The 15,549-nt window shown below is 73.3% G+C and carries 14 protein-coding genes; 4 read left to right on the forward strand and 10 right to left on the reverse strand.

Annotated features, from left to right (window positions below; genetic code table 11):
- Positions 1-4 precede the first annotated feature (4 nt).
- Complete coding sequence (locus tag ACFY9V_RS27420) at positions 5-1,228, reverse strand: alpha/beta hydrolase (RefSeq protein ID WP_355336783.1); 1,224 nt, start codon at positions 1,226-1,228, stop codon at positions 5-7.
- Positions 1,213-2,400, reverse strand: coding sequence for an alanine racemase (gene alr, locus ACFY9V_RS27425; protein ID WP_391163423.1), 1,188 nt, complete (start codon positions 2,398-2,400; stop codon positions 1,213-1,215). Before alr ends, ACFY9V_RS27420 begins: the two co-directional genes overlap by 16 nt.
- Positions 2,401-2,888: 488 nt before the next feature.
- Here alr and ACFY9V_RS27430 point away from each other — a divergent pair, with 488 nt between their 5' ends.
- On the forward strand, positions 2,889-4,502 hold the full coding sequence (locus ACFY9V_RS27430; protein WP_391163424.1) for a M48 family metalloprotease: 1,614 nt from the start codon (positions 2,889-2,891) through the stop codon (positions 4,500-4,502).
- Between the two features lie 12 nt (positions 4,503-4,514).
- Here the strand turns inward: ACFY9V_RS27430 and ACFY9V_RS27435 are convergent, their stop codons facing one another.
- Together ACFY9V_RS27435 and ACFY9V_RS27440 are read right to left on the reverse strand one after the other, a co-directional pair.
- Complete coding sequence (locus tag ACFY9V_RS27435; RefSeq protein ID WP_391163425.1) at positions 4,515-4,883, reverse strand: VOC family protein; 369 nt, start codon at positions 4,881-4,883, stop codon at positions 4,515-4,517.
- A 27-nt stretch (positions 4,884-4,910) separates the two neighbouring features.
- Positions 4,911-5,684, reverse strand: coding sequence for an oxidoreductase (locus ACFY9V_RS27440; RefSeq protein ID WP_391163426.1), 774 nt, complete (start codon positions 5,682-5,684; stop codon positions 4,911-4,913).
- Between the two features lie 78 nt (positions 5,685-5,762).
- Here ACFY9V_RS27440 and ACFY9V_RS27445 point away from each other — a divergent pair, with 78 nt between their 5' ends.
- Complete coding sequence (locus ACFY9V_RS27445; RefSeq protein ID WP_391163428.1) at positions 5,763-6,323, forward strand: TetR family transcriptional regulator; 561 nt, start codon at positions 5,763-5,765, stop codon at positions 6,321-6,323.
- A gap of 362 nt (positions 6,324-6,685) precedes the next feature.
- Here ACFY9V_RS27445 and ACFY9V_RS27450 read toward each other — a convergent pair whose 3' ends face one another.
- The gene (locus ACFY9V_RS27450; RefSeq protein ID WP_391163430.1) at positions 6,686-8,125 is read right to left on the reverse strand and encodes an NAD(P)H-hydrate dehydratase; all 1,440 of its coding nucleotides are present in this window, start codon (positions 8,123-8,125) and stop codon (positions 6,686-6,688) included.
- Between the two features lie 167 nt (positions 8,126-8,292).
- The gene (locus ACFY9V_RS27455) at positions 8,293-8,661 is read right to left on the reverse strand and encodes a holo-ACP synthase (RefSeq protein WP_355340163.1); all 369 of its coding nucleotides are present in this window, start codon (positions 8,659-8,661) and stop codon (positions 8,293-8,295) included.
- A 193-nt stretch (positions 8,662-8,854) separates the two neighbouring features.
- On the opposite strand from ACFY9V_RS27455, the gene coaA reads away from it, so the two are divergent.
- Positions 8,855-9,856 (forward strand): type I pantothenate kinase, encoded by a 1,002-nt coding sequence (coaA, locus tag ACFY9V_RS27460; RefSeq protein ID WP_391050427.1) that lies wholly within the window; start codon positions 8,855-8,857, stop codon positions 9,854-9,856.
- 79 nt (positions 9,857-9,935) lie between these two features.
- The gene (locus ACFY9V_RS27465; protein WP_391163431.1) at positions 9,936-10,868 is read left to right on the forward strand and encodes a DUF389 domain-containing protein; all 933 of its coding nucleotides are present in this window, start codon (positions 9,936-9,938) and stop codon (positions 10,866-10,868) included.
- Between the two features lie 31 nt (positions 10,869-10,899).
- On the opposite strand, the gene glmM is transcribed toward ACFY9V_RS27465, so the two are convergent.
- The 4 genes from glmM to ACFY9V_RS27485 all read right to left on the reverse strand — a co-directional run bounded on the left by glmM (position 10,900) and on the right by ACFY9V_RS27485 (position 15,439).
- A complete protein-coding gene (gene glmM, locus ACFY9V_RS27470) occupies positions 10,900-12,258 on the reverse strand; it encodes a phosphoglucosamine mutase (RefSeq protein ID WP_355340172.1) in 1,359 nt (452 codons plus the stop codon).
- 250 nt (positions 12,259-12,508) lie between these two features.
- On the reverse strand, positions 12,509-13,024 hold the full coding sequence (gene rpsI, locus ACFY9V_RS27475; protein ID WP_188283331.1) for a 30S ribosomal protein S9: 516 nt from the start codon (positions 13,022-13,024) through the stop codon (positions 12,509-12,511).
- A 39-nt stretch (positions 13,025-13,063) separates the two neighbouring features.
- A complete protein-coding gene (gene rplM, locus ACFY9V_RS27480) occupies positions 13,064-13,507 on the reverse strand; it encodes a 50S ribosomal protein L13 (RefSeq protein WP_355340175.1) in 444 nt (147 codons plus the stop codon).
- 309 nt (positions 13,508-13,816) lie between these two features.
- Positions 13,817-15,439 carry an ATP-binding cassette domain-containing protein gene (locus ACFY9V_RS27485; RefSeq protein WP_391163432.1) on the reverse strand — a complete coding sequence of 541 codons (1,623 nt, stop codon included), beginning with the start codon at positions 15,437-15,439 and terminating at the stop codon, positions 13,817-13,819.
- Positions 15,440-15,549 lie beyond the last annotated feature (110 nt).

Here is a 15,549-nt window from a genome sequence, read left to right on the forward strand (position 1 = left end):
AATGTTACGCGTCGGCGGCCGTCGTACGGGTCGACGCCCGCGCCGCCGCCAGGTCGCGCAGCACCTGCGGGACCGGTGCGCGCACCGAGTCCGCGGCCTGCGCGATCAGCAGCGCGAGCGCCGCGTTCACCACCTCGGGGCGCTCCATGATGACCAGGTGCCCCGCGCCCTCCACGATCACCAGTTCGGCGTCCGGCAGCTTCTCGGCGATCTCCGTACTGTGCGCGCTCGGCGTCAACAGGTCCTTGTCCCCCGCCAGTACGAGACCGGGCAGCCCGTCGAGCACCGACAGCGCGTCGCCCTTGTCGTGGTCGGTGAACGCCGGATAGAACTCGGCGACCACGTCGATCGGCGTCGACTCGATCAGCCGCTCGGCGAACCGGCCGACCGCCGGGTCCACGTCGGAGCCGAACGAGTACCGCTTGATGATCCCCGCGAACAGGTCGGCGGTGGCCTGCCGCCCCCGCTCGACCAGATCCGCCTGGCTGCCCAGCGCCCGCAGCACCGCGGGCGCCAGCGCCCGGAACGCCCGCGCGCCCGCGGCGGGCAGCCCCAGCGTCACCGCGGCCAGCTTCCCCGCCGACGTCGAGACGAACGCGACGCCGACGACCCGCTCCTCGACGTACTCGGGGAACTGGTCGGCGAACGCCATCACCGTCATCCCGCCCATCGAGTGCCCGACCAGCACCACCGGGCCCTCGGGCACCGCCGCGTCCAGCACCGCCTTCAGGTCGCGGCCCAGCTGGTCGATGGTGGCGGGCCCGCCCGCCACCTGGTCCCGGCCGCGCTCGCTGCGGCCGTGACTGCGCTGGTCCCAGTACACCGCCCGTACGGTGCCGCGCAGCGCCGCCCGCTGGAAGTGCCAGGAGTCCTGGTTCAGGCAGTACCCGTGCGAGAACACCACCGTCACCGGCTGCGGCGCCTCGGCGCGGCGGCGCAGCCAGCCGCGGCTGCGGCGCGAGGGCGGTGTCTGCGGCTCGGGCTCGGGCGGCGCGACGTCCTCGGTCTCGTAGTACAGCTCCGTGCCGTCCTCCGCCGCGACCGTGCCGGGCTGTCCGCGCAGCGTTCCGTACGGGCCCGCCGAGTCCAGCGCCAGCCGGGCGCGGCGGCGCATCCCGCGGCCGACGGTCACCCGCTCGATCGCCACGCCCGCGGCGGCGCCCGCCGCGACCACCCCGATCGCCGCGCCGACCAGCCCTGCCTTCTCCCACTTCACGCCTTCTGGCACGGTGCTCCATCGCTGTCGCCTGCGCCGGGACCGGCGCCTTCCCCCACGTATACCCGCGGGACCCGCGCGCCGATGCGGGTGACGATCTCGTACGCGATCGTGCCGCACGCCCGTGCCCAGTCCTCGGCGGTCGGCTCGCCCTGGTCGCCGGGGCCGAACAGCACCGCCTCGTCGCCGGGCTCGGCCGCGTCGCCGCCGAGGTCCACCACGAACTGGTCCATCGCGACCCGGCCCGCGACCGTCCGCCACTTGCCCGCGACCAGCACCGGGCCCGTGCCCGAGGCGTGCCGCGGCACGCCGTCCGCGTAGCCCAGCGGCACCAGCGCCAACGTCGTCTCGCCCGGCGTCACGTACTTGTGCCCGTAGCTCACCCCGTGCCCGCCCGGCACCCGCTTCACCGACGCCAGGCGGCCGACGACCGTCATCACCGGCCGCAGCCCGAAGTCCGCGGAACCGCCGATCTCGGGCACCGGCGAGATGCCGTACATCGCCACGCCCGGCCGCACCAGGTCGAAGTGCGCCTCCGGCAGCGTCAAGGTGCCCGGCGAATTCGCGAGGTGCCGCACCTCGGGGGTGAGGCCCGCCGCCTCGGCCTGCGCCAGGGCCTCCTTGAAGACGTTCAGCTCCCGCTCGATGGAGGGGTGGCCCGGTTCGTCGGCGCAGCTGAAGTGCGCCCACACTCCTGTCACCCGGATGAGGCCGTCGCGCTCGGCCGCGCGGGCCCGTGCGACCAGTTCGGGCCACTGGGCGGGCTGGGCGCCGTTGCGGCCGAGGCCCGCGTCGATCTTGAGCTGCACTCTGGCCGGGCGGCCGGCCGCCTCGGCCGCCGCCGTGGCTTCGCGGAGCGCCCACATCGCGCTCACCGTCACGTCGATGTCGGCTTCGACGCACTCCCGCCAGGGCCCTCCGGGGGTCCACAGCCAGCACAGGGTGCGGGCCTTCAGGCCCGCTGCCCGCAGGGTGAGGGCTTCCTCGGGGGTGGCCACGCCGAGCCAGGTCGCTCCGGCCTCGACGGCCGCCTTGGCGCACGGGACCATTCCGTGGCCGTAGGCGTCGGCCTTCACGACGGCCATGAACGCGGCCGTGGGTGCCTTTGCGCGCAGCGCTCTCACGTTTGCTCGCAGCGCGGTCAGGTCCACTTGTGCCCAGCCGCGCATCCGCTTCTCGTCCATTGCGGTCAGTGTCTCAGGTCGGGTGCTGGGCGTGTCTTTCCCGCCCGCCCGCCCGTGCGGGTGTTTTCTTCGTCTGCGGGTGCCGCTTGTGCCTGGGTCGGTGCCGGTCCGGGGCACCTCCTCGGGCGACGAACGTGCACCCACTTCGAAAACGTCCAGCCCCTTGTCCGTTCGTCCCCCTGCGGGGGCACCCCGGCCCGTCCCCTCCCGGTACGTCGGCGTCCGCCCGCCGATGGGGGTGGCCGGGGAGGGGGGTGGGTGGGCTCGGGTGCGTCGGCGTCCGCCTGTCCGGTGGGGGTGGGCGGAGGGGGGTGGGTGGGCTCGGGTGCGTCGGTGTCCGACGGTCCGGTGGGGGTGGGCGGGGTGCTCGTCCGGGGGCGGGGGCAGGTGAGGCGGGGGATCGGGGGGGCTTGGGGTGGGGGGTAGGATCTGCGGGCCTTGTCGGGGTGTGCCGGTGGGGGTGGGCTGGTCCTGTGGGGGGATTGTCGATGACGTTCCGGCTGCGTGCTGTGCGCGCGTTGGTGTTGCTGGTCGGGTTCGTGTTGTTGGGGTTTGTGCTGTTGGCGGCGATGGCGGCGCTGGACTGGCTGCTGGTGACGCGGTGGTTCGCGGCGGGGGCGGCGTGGTTCGAGGGCACGATTTTGATGGTCACGGCGTTGGTGGCGGTGGCGATCGTGCGGGGGATGCTGGCGTTTCTGCGGGCCGGGCGGCTGGGGTCGGTGCCGGACGGGGTGGCGGTCACGGCGCAGGAGCAGCCCGAGTTGTGGGAGCAGGTGCGGGCGGCGGCGGAGGTGGCGGGGGAGCGGGCGCCGGACGAGCTGTACCTGGTTTCCGAGGTCAACGCGGGGGTGGCGGAACAGAGCCGTCTGCTGGGCCTGTTGCCGGGGCGGCGCCGTCTGCTGCTGGGCCTGCCGCTGCTCGCGGGGCTGACCGTGCCCCGGCTGCGGGCCGTTCTGGCGCATGAGTTCGGCCACTACGGCAATCGCGACACCCGGCTCGGCGGCCTCACCCTGCGCGGCCGGGCGGCCGTACTGCACACGGTGGAGGTGTTCAGCGAGGGCACCACGCGGATGCATTACGTGGTCGGCGCCGTCTACGTCGGCTACGCCCGGATGTTCCTGCGGACCTCGCAGTCCGTCGCCCGCCAGCAGGAGTTCGCCGCCGATGAGTCGGCCGCCCGGTACGCGGGCCGTGACGCGACGGTCGGCGCACTGCGCGCCATGCCGGTCATCGACGCCGCGTACGACCACTACGTGGACACGTACGCCGGGATGGGCGGCCCCGTGGGGGCGCTGCCTCCGGTCGGCGAGGTCCTCGGCGGATTCTCGCGACTGCTCGCCGCCCGGCCGGGGGAGAGGCTCGCCGCGCTCGCGGACGGTCGGCGTCCGCCGAAGCCGCACCCGTACGACTCCCACCCGCCGCTCCAGGATCGGATAGCCCGGATCGAGCGGCTGCCCGCCGACGGCAGGACGGACGCGGCTGAGGGGGAGGCGAACGCGCTGTCCCTGCTGCGGGACCAGAGCCAGGTGTTCGCCGCTCTGGAGGCGCGCACGCTGCCCCCGGAGGCGGCCGAGCGCCCGCGTCTGGCCTGGGACGACCTGGTCATGGCCCGCGCCTCGGCGGATGCCGAGGGCTGGTCCCGACCGCTGCTGCTCGCGGTCGCCAGGGCGCTGCGCGCGGAGTCGCCGGACCAGGACGGCGCGGCCCGTACGTCCCGCCGCGCCTCCTCCGAGACGGTGACGGACACCGATCTGCCCACCCTGGAGGACGTGCTCGACGCCTTCGACCACGGCCTGCTGTGGATGGCGGTCGCCAACCGTATCCCCAAGCCGCCGCAGGCGGGCCGCCTGACCGGCGCGTCGGCGCGCAACTTCATCCGGCCCGTGGTCTTCGACGGGCTGGCCGGTCTCATCCAGCTCCGTCTCATCGAGTCCGGCCTCGCCGCCCCCGACATCGCCTGGACGGGCCGCCCCGGACTTGTTCTCCCGCCGGCCTGGGAGAACGGCATGGACGACGCCATCGACGCGGCCATCGCCGACAGCCCCGACACGGCCCCCCTCCGCACGCTCCTCGCCGCCGCCGACCGGGAGGTCGTCCCGTAGCCGTCGCGGGGGTCAGGCCGGGCGAACGCAGAAGGGGTGCCCGGCCGGACTGGCGTAGACCCGGGCGCCCTCGCGGTCTGCGGGGCCGACGTCGCCGGTCGGCCGCAGCCGTCGGCCGCCGGCCGCGAGCACCCGCGTGTCGGCGCTCTCCATGTCGTCCGTCGCGAGGTCGAAGTGCATCTGCTGGGAGGTCCCGTCGGGCCACCGCGGCATGACATGCCTCGGAACCCGCTGGACCACGAGCACGGGGAATCCGTCGCTGCGCAGGAAGTGGTGCGTGGCCGTCCGGGTGACCGAGCCGCCGAGCAGGCGGTGCCAGAACGCGCCTTCGCTCTCCGGGTCCGCGGCGTCCACGATCAGTGACGTCAGGCTGAAGGTCACGGTGTCTCTCCTCGGAATCGCTGGGGCTCAGATGGTGGGGATGATGCCGCCGTCGACCCTGAACTGGGCGCCGGTGAGCCATTTGGCGCGGTCGGACGCGAGGAACGCGATCATCTCGGCGACGTCCTCGGGTTCGCCGGGCCGTCCCATCGGCAGCTTCAGGTGCTCCACGATCCGCTGCGTGACGTCGTCGACGCCGATGCCCTCACTGTCGGCCATCCGCCGGAGGTGGTCGGCGGCTCCCTCGGTGACGACGAAGCCCGGCAGCACGCACACCACGCGTACGCCGTGGCCGCCCACCGCCGTCGCCAGTTCGCGGCTGTAGGCGTTGAGCGCCGCCTTCGACGCGGCGTACGACGCCTCGGCGGGCTGCGGGAGGTGGCTGGCGATGGACGAGACGTGCACCACGACGCCCGAGCCGCGCTCGACCATCCCCGGAACCAACGCCCGGTCGAGCCGGACCGCGCTGAGCAGATTCATCTCCAGGTCGGCGAGCCACGACGCGTCGGACCGCTCCAGAGTCGGCATCGGCCCGGTCGCGGCTCCCGCGTTGTTCACCAGGACGTCAACGCCTCCGACGCTGTCCAGCACGCGCTGCCCCAGCTCCCGCACCCCCTCCTCGGACCGCAGGTCGGCCGGGATGAAGGCGGCGTCCAGGTCGTCCGGCGGCGCGGTGCGCGAGGCCGTCAGCACCGTGGCGCCCGCGGCGGCGAAGCGGCGGGCCGTCGCCTCCCCGAGCCCTCGGCTGCCGCCGGTCACCAGCACACGCAGGCCGTCAAGCCCCTCGTTCTCGATCGTCACGGACGTTCTCCCCAGTAAAGTGAACCCGACTCCGGAAACTGTACACAAGCGGAGTCCGATTCACCTTATGGAGGACTGTTGCCGTCACCACGCCCGTTGCGCGCCGACGCCCGCCGCAACCGCGACGCGCTCCTCGCCGCCGCGCGCGAAGCGCTCCTCTCCGACGACGACGCCCACGTCGAGGAGATCGCCCGCCGTGCCGGTGTGGCCGTCGGCACGCTGTACCGCCACTTCGACACCCGCGAAGCCCTTGTCGCCGACGTGTACCGCCAAGAGGTCGCCGACCTCTGCGCGGCCCCCTCCCGGCTGCTCGCCCAGCACGCGCCCGACGAAGCCCTGCGGGCCTTCCTCCTGCTGCTCGTGGAGCACGCGGCGGTCGGCCGTGGCATGGGCGAAGTGCTGGAGAGCATCATGGCGACCGACTCGCCCGTCTTCGACGACACCCGCGCCGAGATGGCCCGTGCCCTGGACCACCTCCTCACCGCCGGCGCCGCCGCCGGCCTCATCCGCGAGGACGTCAGCGGCCTCCTCCTCCTCCGCGCCCTCGGCGGCATCTGCGGCCTGCGCTCCGAAGGCTGGCAGGACGACGCCGTACGCATCGCCTCACTCCTCTACAACGGCCTCCGCCTCCCCACCTAGCGCCTGTCCGGCGAATCACGAACAGCCCCTGCGACCCCTGCCCCGCCCGGCAACCCCCACCGGACAGGCGGACGCCGACGCACCCGAGCCCACCCACCCCCACCGGACAGGCGGACGCCGACGTACCCGAGCCCACCCACCCCCCTCCCCGGCAACCCCCACCGGCGGGCGGACGCCGACGTACCGGGAGGGGACGGGCCGGGGTGCCCCCGCAGGGGGACGAACGGAAAGGGGCTGGACGTTTTCGAAGTGGGTGCACGTTCGTCGCCCGAGGAGGTGCCCCGGACCGGCACCGACCCAGGCACAAGCGGCACCCGCAGACGAACAAACACCCGCAGGGGTGGGCGGGCGGGAAAGACAAGCTAAAGGCTGCGCCACGCAGTGGGAACGGCGGCGGCCACATCCAACGCCGCAAGCGGCGCTCCCCCCGACCCCAGCCGCGCAGCGAGCCCATGCAGGTACGCCCCACAAGCAGCCGCGTCCATCGGCGCAAGCCCCGCCGCGAGCAACGACCCCGCAAGCCCGGACAGCACGTCCCCACTCCCCGCCGTCGCCAGCCACGCGACCCCCGTCGGATTGACGCGAACGGCCGCCCGGGGCGACGGCGAAGCCACCAACGTGGTGGCCCCCTTGAGCAGAACGGTGGCACCGAACCGCCCGGCCAGCCCCCGCACGGCGTCGAGGCGCCGCGCCTCGACCTCCTCCCGCGCCCAGCCGAGCAGCGCGGCGGCCTCCCCGGCGTGCGGGGTGAGGACGGTGGGGGCGCTCCGCTCCCGTACGGCGGCGGGCGAGAGGAAGCGCAGGGCGTCGGCGTCGACGAGGACCGGCACCGAGGTGGCGAGCACGTCGGTGACGGCCTGCCGCGCCTCCGGGGAGTCGCCGATGCCGGGCCCGACCACCCAGGACTGAACGCGCCCGGCGCTGTGCGGGGACCCGGTGGACACCAGCACCTCGGGGTGCCGGGCGAGCACGGCGTCGCCGCCGGGCCCGACGTAGCGCACCGCCCCGGCGCCGCCCCGCAGCGCGCCGGAGACGGCGAGGACGGCGGCCCCCGGATACCGCCCGGACCCGGCGACGACGCCGACGACACCGCGCCGGTACTTGTCGCTGGACTCCCCCGGCCGCGGCAGCGCGGCGGCGACGTCCGCGTGCTGGAGCGCCTCCAGTTCGGGTTCGCCGAGGTACGGCCCGAGGCCGATGTCGACGAGCCGGGGCGCCCCGGCGAAGGTGGCGGCCGGGTCGATGAGCAGCCCCGGCTTGTACGTACCGAAGGTGACGGTCGCGTCGGCGTGCACGGCGTCCCCGAGGACTTCCCCGGTGTCGGCGTCGACGCCGCTGGGCAGGTCGACGGCGACGACGACGGCGCGGGAGGCCCCGGCGGCCTCGGCGAGCGGTACGGCGCCGGGCCGCAGGCCGCCCTTGCCGCCGATGCCGACGATCCCGTCGAGCACGAGGTCGGCCCGCCCGATCAGCGCCTCGGCGTCCTCCGCGGCGGCGGCGCGGCCCCCGGCGGCCAGCAGGGCGGCGAGGCCGCCGCGGTGGGCGCGTTCGGGGGCCAGCAGCACGGCGTGCACGGCGGCGCCGCGGCGGGCCAGCCGGGCACCGGCGTACAGCGCGTCACCGCCGTTGTCGCCGCTCCCGGCGAGGACGACGACGCGCGCGCCGTACGTACGCCCGAGCAGGTCCCGGCACGCCGCCGCGAGCCCGGCCGCCGCGCGCTGCATGAGCGCGCCCTCGGGCAGCCGGGCCATCAACTCGCCCTCGGCGGCCCGTACGGTCTCCACCGCGTGCGCGTACCTCATGGAAAGTCCTCCGGCAGGGCTCGACGGAAACAGCCTCAACGGACACTACGCGCCCGGCGCGCACCCAGCCCCCCGACCAGGCGGACCGGCACACCCAGCCCCCCGACCAGGCGGACCGGACGCGCCAGACGCATCCGCCCGACCCGCCCCCGCCACCCGCCCGCGGGTCAGCCCTCCGCGATGACCACCGCGGACGCGACCCCGGCGTCATGGCTGAGGGAGACGTGCCAGCCGCGTACCCCCAGCTCCGCGGCCCGCGCGGCCACGGTCCCGGTGACGGTCAGCCGGGGCCGGCCGGAGGGCTCCGTGGTGATCTCGGCGTCGAGCCAGTGCAGCCCGGCGGGTGCGCCCAGGGCCTTGGCGAGCGCTTCCTTGGCCGCGAACCGGGCGGCCAGCGAGGCGACACCGCGCCGCTCGCCGGTCGGCAGCAGCAGTTCGCCGGGGAGGAAGAGCCGGTCGGCCATGCCGGGCGTGCGCTCCAGGGCGGCGGCGAAGCGGTCGATCTCGGCGACGTCGATCCCGACCCCGACGATCACTGGCCATCCCCTTCGCCCGACGTGCCGTTCATGCCGGCCAGCTTAGGCCGTGCCCCACCCGCCGTGCCCTCGGCCGCACGCGCGCCCCCGGCCACACACCGCACCCCGCCCGCACGCGCACCCCCGGCCGCACGCCGCACCCCGGCCGCGCGCCGCACCCCCCGCCCGCGCTCCGTACACGTACGTCTGGACAATGGGGCCCGTGCCGACGACCCCAGCCGCGACCAGCCCCTATGTCGACCTGACCCGCGAGGAGTGGAGTGCGCTGCGCGAGCGCACGCCGCTGCCGCTGACCGCCGAGGAGGTGGAGCGGCTGCGCGGCCTGGGCGACGTGATCGACCTGGACGAGGTGGTGGACGTCTATCTGCCGCTGTCCCGGCTGCTGAATCTGTACGTGGCCGCGCACAACCGGCTGCGCGGCGCGCTGAACACCTTCCTGGGGGACGCGGTGGGGGCGCCTCCGCCGAAGGCAGGGGGAGGGCACCACGCGCAGCCGGGGACGCCGTTCGTGATCGGGGTGGCGGGCAGTGTGGCGGTGGGCAAGTCGACCACGGCCCGGCTGCTCCAGGCGCTGCTGGCCCGCTGGCCCGAGCACCCGCGGGTCGAACTGGTCACCACCGACGGCTTCCTGCTGCCCAACGCGGAGCTGCACCGGCGCGGCCTGATGTCCCGCAAGGGCTTCCCCGAGTCGTACGACCGCCGCGCGCTGACCCGCTTCGTGGCGGACGTGAAGGCCGGCCGCGACGAGGTCACCGCGCCGGTCTACTCGCACCTGATCTACGACATCGTGCCCGGCGAGACCCTGACGGTCCGCCGCCCGGACATCCTCATCGTGGAGGGCCTGAACGTCCTCCAGCCGGCGCTGCCCGGCAAGGACGGCAGGACGAGGATCGGCCTGGCCGACCACTTCGACTTCAGCGTGTACGTGGACGCGCGCACCGAGGACATCGAGCAGTGGTACCTGGGGCGGTTCAGGAAACTGCGCGAGACGGCCTTCCAGGACCCGCACTCGTACTTCCGCAAGTACACCCAGGTCTCGGAGGACGAGGCGCTGGAGTACGCCCGGCTGATGTGGCGCACCGTCAATCAGCCCAACTTGCAGCAGAATGTGCTGCCCACCCGCAGCCGGGCGACGCTGGTGCTCCGCAAGGGACCGGGGCACAAGGTGCAGCGCCTGTCGCTGCGCAAGCTCTGACGCCGGTCACCCGGCGCCGGTCACATGACGCGGCTCGCCCGACGCGGCCGCCAGATGTCGAGGAAACGGGAGCCCCGCCGTGCTGCACCTGCGGATGATCGTGCCCGCCGACCGCACCGAGGAGGTCGCGCGACTGGTCGGCGCGACCCTCGGCGCCACCCATCTGACGGTGATGCGCGGCGCCGCGTACGACCCGCTCGGCGACGTGCTGACCTGCGACGTGGCGCGGGAGGCGGCCGACGGCCTGCTGGCCGGGCTGCGTGAGCTGGGCGTGGCGGAGACCGGTTCGATCGCGGTCGAGAACATCGACCTGACGCTGTCGACGAGCGCGGAGAAGGCCGAGGAGGACGCGCCGGGCGAGGGCGCGGACGCGGTGCTGTGGGAGTCGCTGGTCGAGGAGACCCACGAGGAGTCGACGCTGACCGTCACGTACATCGCGTTCCTGACGGTGGCGACGATGCTGGCCGCGTACGGCGTGATGCTGGACAGCTCGATCCTGATCGTCGGCGCGATGGTGGTCGGGCCGGAGTTCGGGCCGCTGGCCGGGATCTGTACGGGGGTGGTGCGGCGTCAGCGCCGCCTGGTGGGGCGGTCGGTGGCGGCGCTGCTGATCGGCTTCCCGGTGGCGATGCTGATCACCGGCGGGTTCAGCGATCTGATGAGCCTGTTCGGGCTGTTCACGCAGGCGCGGTTCGACGCGCCGCACCCGGCGACGGAGTTCATCTGGCAGCCGACGTGGGATTCGTTCGTCGTCGCGTTCCTCGCCGGGATCGCCGGAATCCTCTCCCTGACCTCGTCCAAGTCGGGCGCGCTGGTGGGCGTGGCGATCTCGGTGACGACGGTGCCGGCCGCCGCGAACGCCGCCCTGGGGATCAGCTACGCGGCCTGGAGCGAGGCGTGGGGCTCCACCTTGCAGCTCGTGATCAACCTGGCGGGCATCGCGGTGGCGGGCACGTTGACGCTGCTCGCCCAGAAGTGGCTCTGGGCGAAGCGGCACGTACCCGCCGCCTGACGGCGTACGGTCGGCCCCCGCGCGGGGCGGCTCAGCCCAGGGTGGACTTGACGACGTCGGCCAGCCGCCCGGCGACGGACTGGGCGTGGTCGATGTCGGCGGCCTCGACCATCACGCGCACCAGCGGCTCGGTGCCGGAGGGCCGCAGCAGGACCCGGCCGGTGGTGCCCAGCTCGGTCTCGGCCTCGGCGACGGCGGTCAGCAGCTCGGGCGTGGAGTCGACGCGGCTCTTGTCGACGTCCGGCACATTGACCAGCACCTGCGGCAGCCGCACCATGACCCCGGCCAGGTCGGCCAGGGTGCGCTTGGTGGCGGCGACGCGGGCGGCCAGCAGCAGACCGGTCAGGGTGCCGTCGCCGGTGGTGGCGTGGTCGAGCACGATGACGTGCCCGGACTGCTCGCCGCCGAGCGCGTACCCGTGCTCCTTCATCGCTTCCAGGACGTAGCGGTCGCCGACGGCGGTCTGCACCATCTCGATGCCTTCGCGTTCCATCGCCAGCTTGAAGCCGAGGTTGGACATCACGGTGCCGACGACGGTGTTCTCGCGCAGGGCGCCGCGCTCGCGCAGCGACAGGGCGAGGATCGCGAGGATCTGGTCGCCGTCGACCTCCTCACCGGTGGCGTCGACGGCCAGGCAGCGGTCGGCGTCGCCGTCGTGCGCGATGCCGAAGTCGGCGCCGTGCTCGACCACGGCGGCCTTCAGCAGCTCCAGGTGGGTGGAGCCGCAGCCGTCGTTGATGTTGAGCCCGTCGGGCTGGGCGCCGATGGTGATGATCTCGGCACCGGCGCGCGAGAACGCCTCGGGCGAGACGCGGGAGGCCGCGCCGTGCGCCTCGTCCAGGACGACCTTCAGGCCGTCGAGGCGGTTGGGCAGCACCGCGATGAGGTGGGCCACGTACTGGTCGAAGCCCTCGTCGTAGTCGCGGACCCGGCCGACGCCGCCGCCGGTCGGGCGGTTCCAGGGGGCGCCGGTGCGGTGCTCCTCGTAGATCGCCTCGATCCGCTCCTCCAGCTCGTCGTCGAGCTTGTGGCCGCCGCGCGCCAGGAACTTCACGCCGTTGTCCGGCATCGCGTTGTGGCTCGCGGAGAGCATCACGCCGAGGTCGGCGCCCAGCGCGCCGGTGAGATACGCCACCGCCGGGGTGGGCAGCACACCGACCCGCAGGACGTCCACGCCCGCGCTCGCGAGGCCCGCCACGACGGCCGCCTCCAGGAATTCGCCCGAGGCGCGCGGGTCGCGCCCCACGACCGCCACCGGCCGGTGGCCCGCGAAGCTGCCCGCTTCGCCGAGCACGTGTGCCGCCGCGACCGACAGGCCGAGAGCAAGCTCGGCGGTGAGGTCGGCGTTGGCCATGCCCCGCACGCCGTCGGTGCCGAAGAGTCGTCCCACAGTGTTTCCTCCGATGATCCGTGCGGTCGTGCGGCCGTCCCGGGACGCGACGATCCCTGCGCCGCCGGGCCTCCCGTGCCCCGCGGTCCGCGCCCCCGGTGCGGGGACATGGCTCCACCATCCAGGGCTCAGAGCCATATCAACAGACAAATGTGCCGATTCCCAGGAATGCGAACGCCTCGGAGGCACAAAGTGTCTCCGAGGCGTTCGATGCGCCCGGCGCGGGTTTGGTTCCCGCGCCGGAGGCGACTTAGCGCTTGCTGAACTGCGGGGCCTTGCGGGCCTTCTTCAGACCGGCCTTCTTCCGCTCGACCGCGCGGTCGTCACGGGTCAGGAAGCCGGCCTTCTTCAGCGGGCCGCGGTTGTTGTCCACGTCCGCCTCGTTGAGCGCGCGGGCGACGCCCAGGCGCAGGGCACCGGCCTGGCCGGAGATGCCGCCGCCGCTGATGCGGGCCACGACGTCGTACCGGTTGTCCAGCTCGAGCACCTTGAAGGGCTCGTTGACTTCCTGCTGGTGCACCTTGTTGGGGAAGTAGCCCTCAAGGGTGCGGCCGTTGATCTTCCACTTGCCGCTGCCCGGAACGATCCGGACACGGGCGATGGACTGCTTGCGGCGGCCGGTGCCGGCGGCCGGCTGCGGGTCGCCGAAGCGCGAGGCGAGCGACTCGGAGGTGTACTCCGACTCGGGGGTCTCGGACTCGAAGGTCGTGATCTCCTCGAAGGTCTCTTCACCCTCGACGACGGTCTCGGCAGTGGTCTCAGCCACGATTCTCCTCAGATTCTTTCTGGTAGCTGGTGGCCGGTACTACTGCGCGACCTGGGTGATCTCGAACGGCACCGGCTGCTGGGCAGCGTGCGGGTGCTGGTCGCCCGAGTAGACCTTCAGCTTCGAGAGCATCTGACGGCCCAGGGTGTTCTTCGGGAGCATGCCCTTGATGGCCTTCTCCACGGCCTTCTCCGGGTTCTTGTCGAGCAGCTCGTCGTAGCGCACGGAGCGCAGGCCGCCCGGGTACCCGGAGTGGCGGTACGCCATCTTCTGGGTCTTCTTGTTGCCCGACAGGTGCACCTTGTCGGCGTTGATGATGATGACGAAGTCACCGGTGTCGACGTGCGGGGCGTAGATGGGCTTGTGCTTGCCCCGCAGGAGGGTCGCGGCCTGGGTGGCCAGACGGCCCAGGACAACGTCCTGCGCGTCGATTACGTGCCACTGGCGGGTGACATCGCCGGGCTTGGGGCTGAACGTACGCACGGTCGCCTTCGCTTCTTCAGTGATGGTGTCTCCACGAGCCCGTGAGGGGCCGGGGAAACGGGTCCTTGTACAAGGCCACCCGGACGATCAGGCCAGCCCTGGCGGCATTCGGGGACGCAACCCGTCTGCCTGCCGCTGGTCATCGGCCCGGTGGACCGGCGTAAGGGCCCCTCACGTGAGATAGAGCAAGCCAATACGCATAACGACATCGAAGAATACCCGCGCGCCCCCGTACGGGTCAAAACGCGTCGGATTCCCGGGCCGGGAGGGGCCGTTCGGGACCCGTGGGGACCGGGCGTCCGCCGGGCCCTACCGCTTGCGCTCCACCCGCCGCTCGTCCCAGACCGGCTCGATGGACTCCCTGACCAGACCGTCGGACCCGAAGACCAGATAGCGGTCGAAACTGCGCGCGAACCACCGGTCGTGCGTCACCGCGAGCACCGTGCCGTCGTACGACTCCAGGCCCTCCTGGAGGGCCTCGGCGCTCTCCAGGTCGAGGTTGTCCGTGGGCTCGTCCAGCAGCAGCGCGGTGGTCCCGGCCAGCTCCATGAGCAGGATCTGGAAGCGGGCCTGCTGCCCGCCGGAGAGCTTGTCGAAGGGCTGGTCGCCCTGCCGCTCCAGCTCGTACCGCCGCAGGACGCCCATGGCGCGGCCCCGGTCGTGCGCGTGGTCGCCCCACAGGATGTCGACCAGGGTGCGGCCGAGCAGTTCCGGGTGCGCGTGGGTCTGCGCGAAGTGGCCGGGCACCACCCGCGCGCCGAGCTTGAACGTCCCGGTGTGCGCGACGCTCCCGTCCCCGGCGAGCAGCCGCAGGAAGTGCGACTTCCCCGAGCCGTTGGAGCCGAGCACCGCGACCCGCTCGCCGTAGTAGACCTCCAGGTCGAACGGCTTCATCAGACCGGTCAGCTCCAGCTTCTCGCAGGTCACCGCCCGTACGCCGGTACGTCCGCCGCGCAGCCGCATCCGGATGTCCTGCTCGCGCGGCGGCTCCTGCGGGGCGCCCGCGTCCTCGAACCGCTTCAGCCGGGTCTGCGCCGCGTGGTAGCGGGACGCCATGTCGGGGCTGTTCGCCGCCTGCTGGCGCAGCCGCAGCACCATCGCCTTGAGCTTGGCGTGCTCCTCCTCCCAGCGCCGCCGCAGCTCCTCGAAGCGCGCGAAGCGCTCCTTGCGGGCCTCGTGGAAGGTGTCGAAACCGCCGCCGTGCACCCACACCGTGGACCCGGCCGGGCCGGTCTCGACGGCGACGATCTTCTGCGCGCTGCGGGCCAGCAGCTCCCGGTCGTGGCTGACGAACAGCACCGTCTTCTTGGTGAGGGCGAGCTGCTCCTCCAGCCAGCGCTTGCCCGGCACGTCCAGGTAGTTGTCCGGCTCGTCGAGCAGCAGCGTCTCGTCGGGGCCGCGCAGCAGGGCCTCCAGAACCAGCCGTTTCTGCTCACCGCCCGAGAGCGTCTTCACCTCGCGCCACTGCGCCCGCTCGTACGGCACGCCGAGCGCGGCCATCGTGCACATGTCCCACAGGGTCTCGGCCTCGTAGCCGCGCGCCTCGGCCCATTCGGCCAGGGCGTGCGCGTACGCCATCTGCGCCGGTTCGTCGTCCTGCGCCATGATCGCCAGCTCGGCCGCGTCGACCGCCTTGGCGGCGGTCCGGATCCGCGGGTGCGCGACGGAGACCAGCAGGTCACGTACGGTGCGGTCGTCGCGGACGCTGCCGACGAACTGCCGCATCACGCCGAGGCCGCCGCTGACCGTGACCGTGCCGCCGTGCGGCTTGATCTCGCCGGAGATCAGCCGCAGCAGCGTGGTCTTGCCCGCGCCGTTGGCGCCGACCAGCGCGACCACGGCGCCGTCGCCCACACGGAACGAGACGTCGCCGAGCAGCGCCCGCCCATCCGGCAGGTAGTACTCCAAGTGCGCTGCTTCCACATGTCCCATGTCCTGGATTCTCCCTGTGGGGCGCGATCCGCCCCAACTCGTTTTCGTGAGGTCTCCACCGGCGCGTTCACCGGCGCGTTCTCCGGTGTGTTCACCGGAATATGTGCGCG

It is taken from the genome of Streptomyces sp. NPDC008317 (genome assembly GCF_042955955.1).
GTDB lineage: Bacteria > Actinomycetota > Actinomycetes > Streptomycetales > Streptomycetaceae > Actinacidiphila.

Coding starts and splice junctions, on each gene's coding strand:
- alr (WP_391163423.1), bottom strand. CDS start 2,400: ATGGACGAGAAGCGGATGCGCGGCTGGGCACAAGTGGACCTGACCGCG.
- ACFY9V_RS27430 (WP_391163424.1), top strand. CDS start 2,889: ATGACGTTCCGGCTGCGTGCTGTGCGCGCGTTGGTGTTGCTGGTCGGG.
- ACFY9V_RS27450 (WP_391163430.1), bottom strand. CDS start 8,125: ATGAGGTACGCGCACGCGGTGGAGACCGTACGGGCCGCCGAGGGCGAG.
- coaA (WP_391050427.1), top strand. CDS start 8,855: ATGGGGCCCGTGCCGACGACCCCAGCCGCGACCAGCCCCTATGTCGAC.
- ACFY9V_RS27485 (WP_391163432.1), bottom strand. CDS start 15,439: ATGGGACATGTGGAAGCAGCGCACTTGGAGTACTACCTGCCGGATGGG.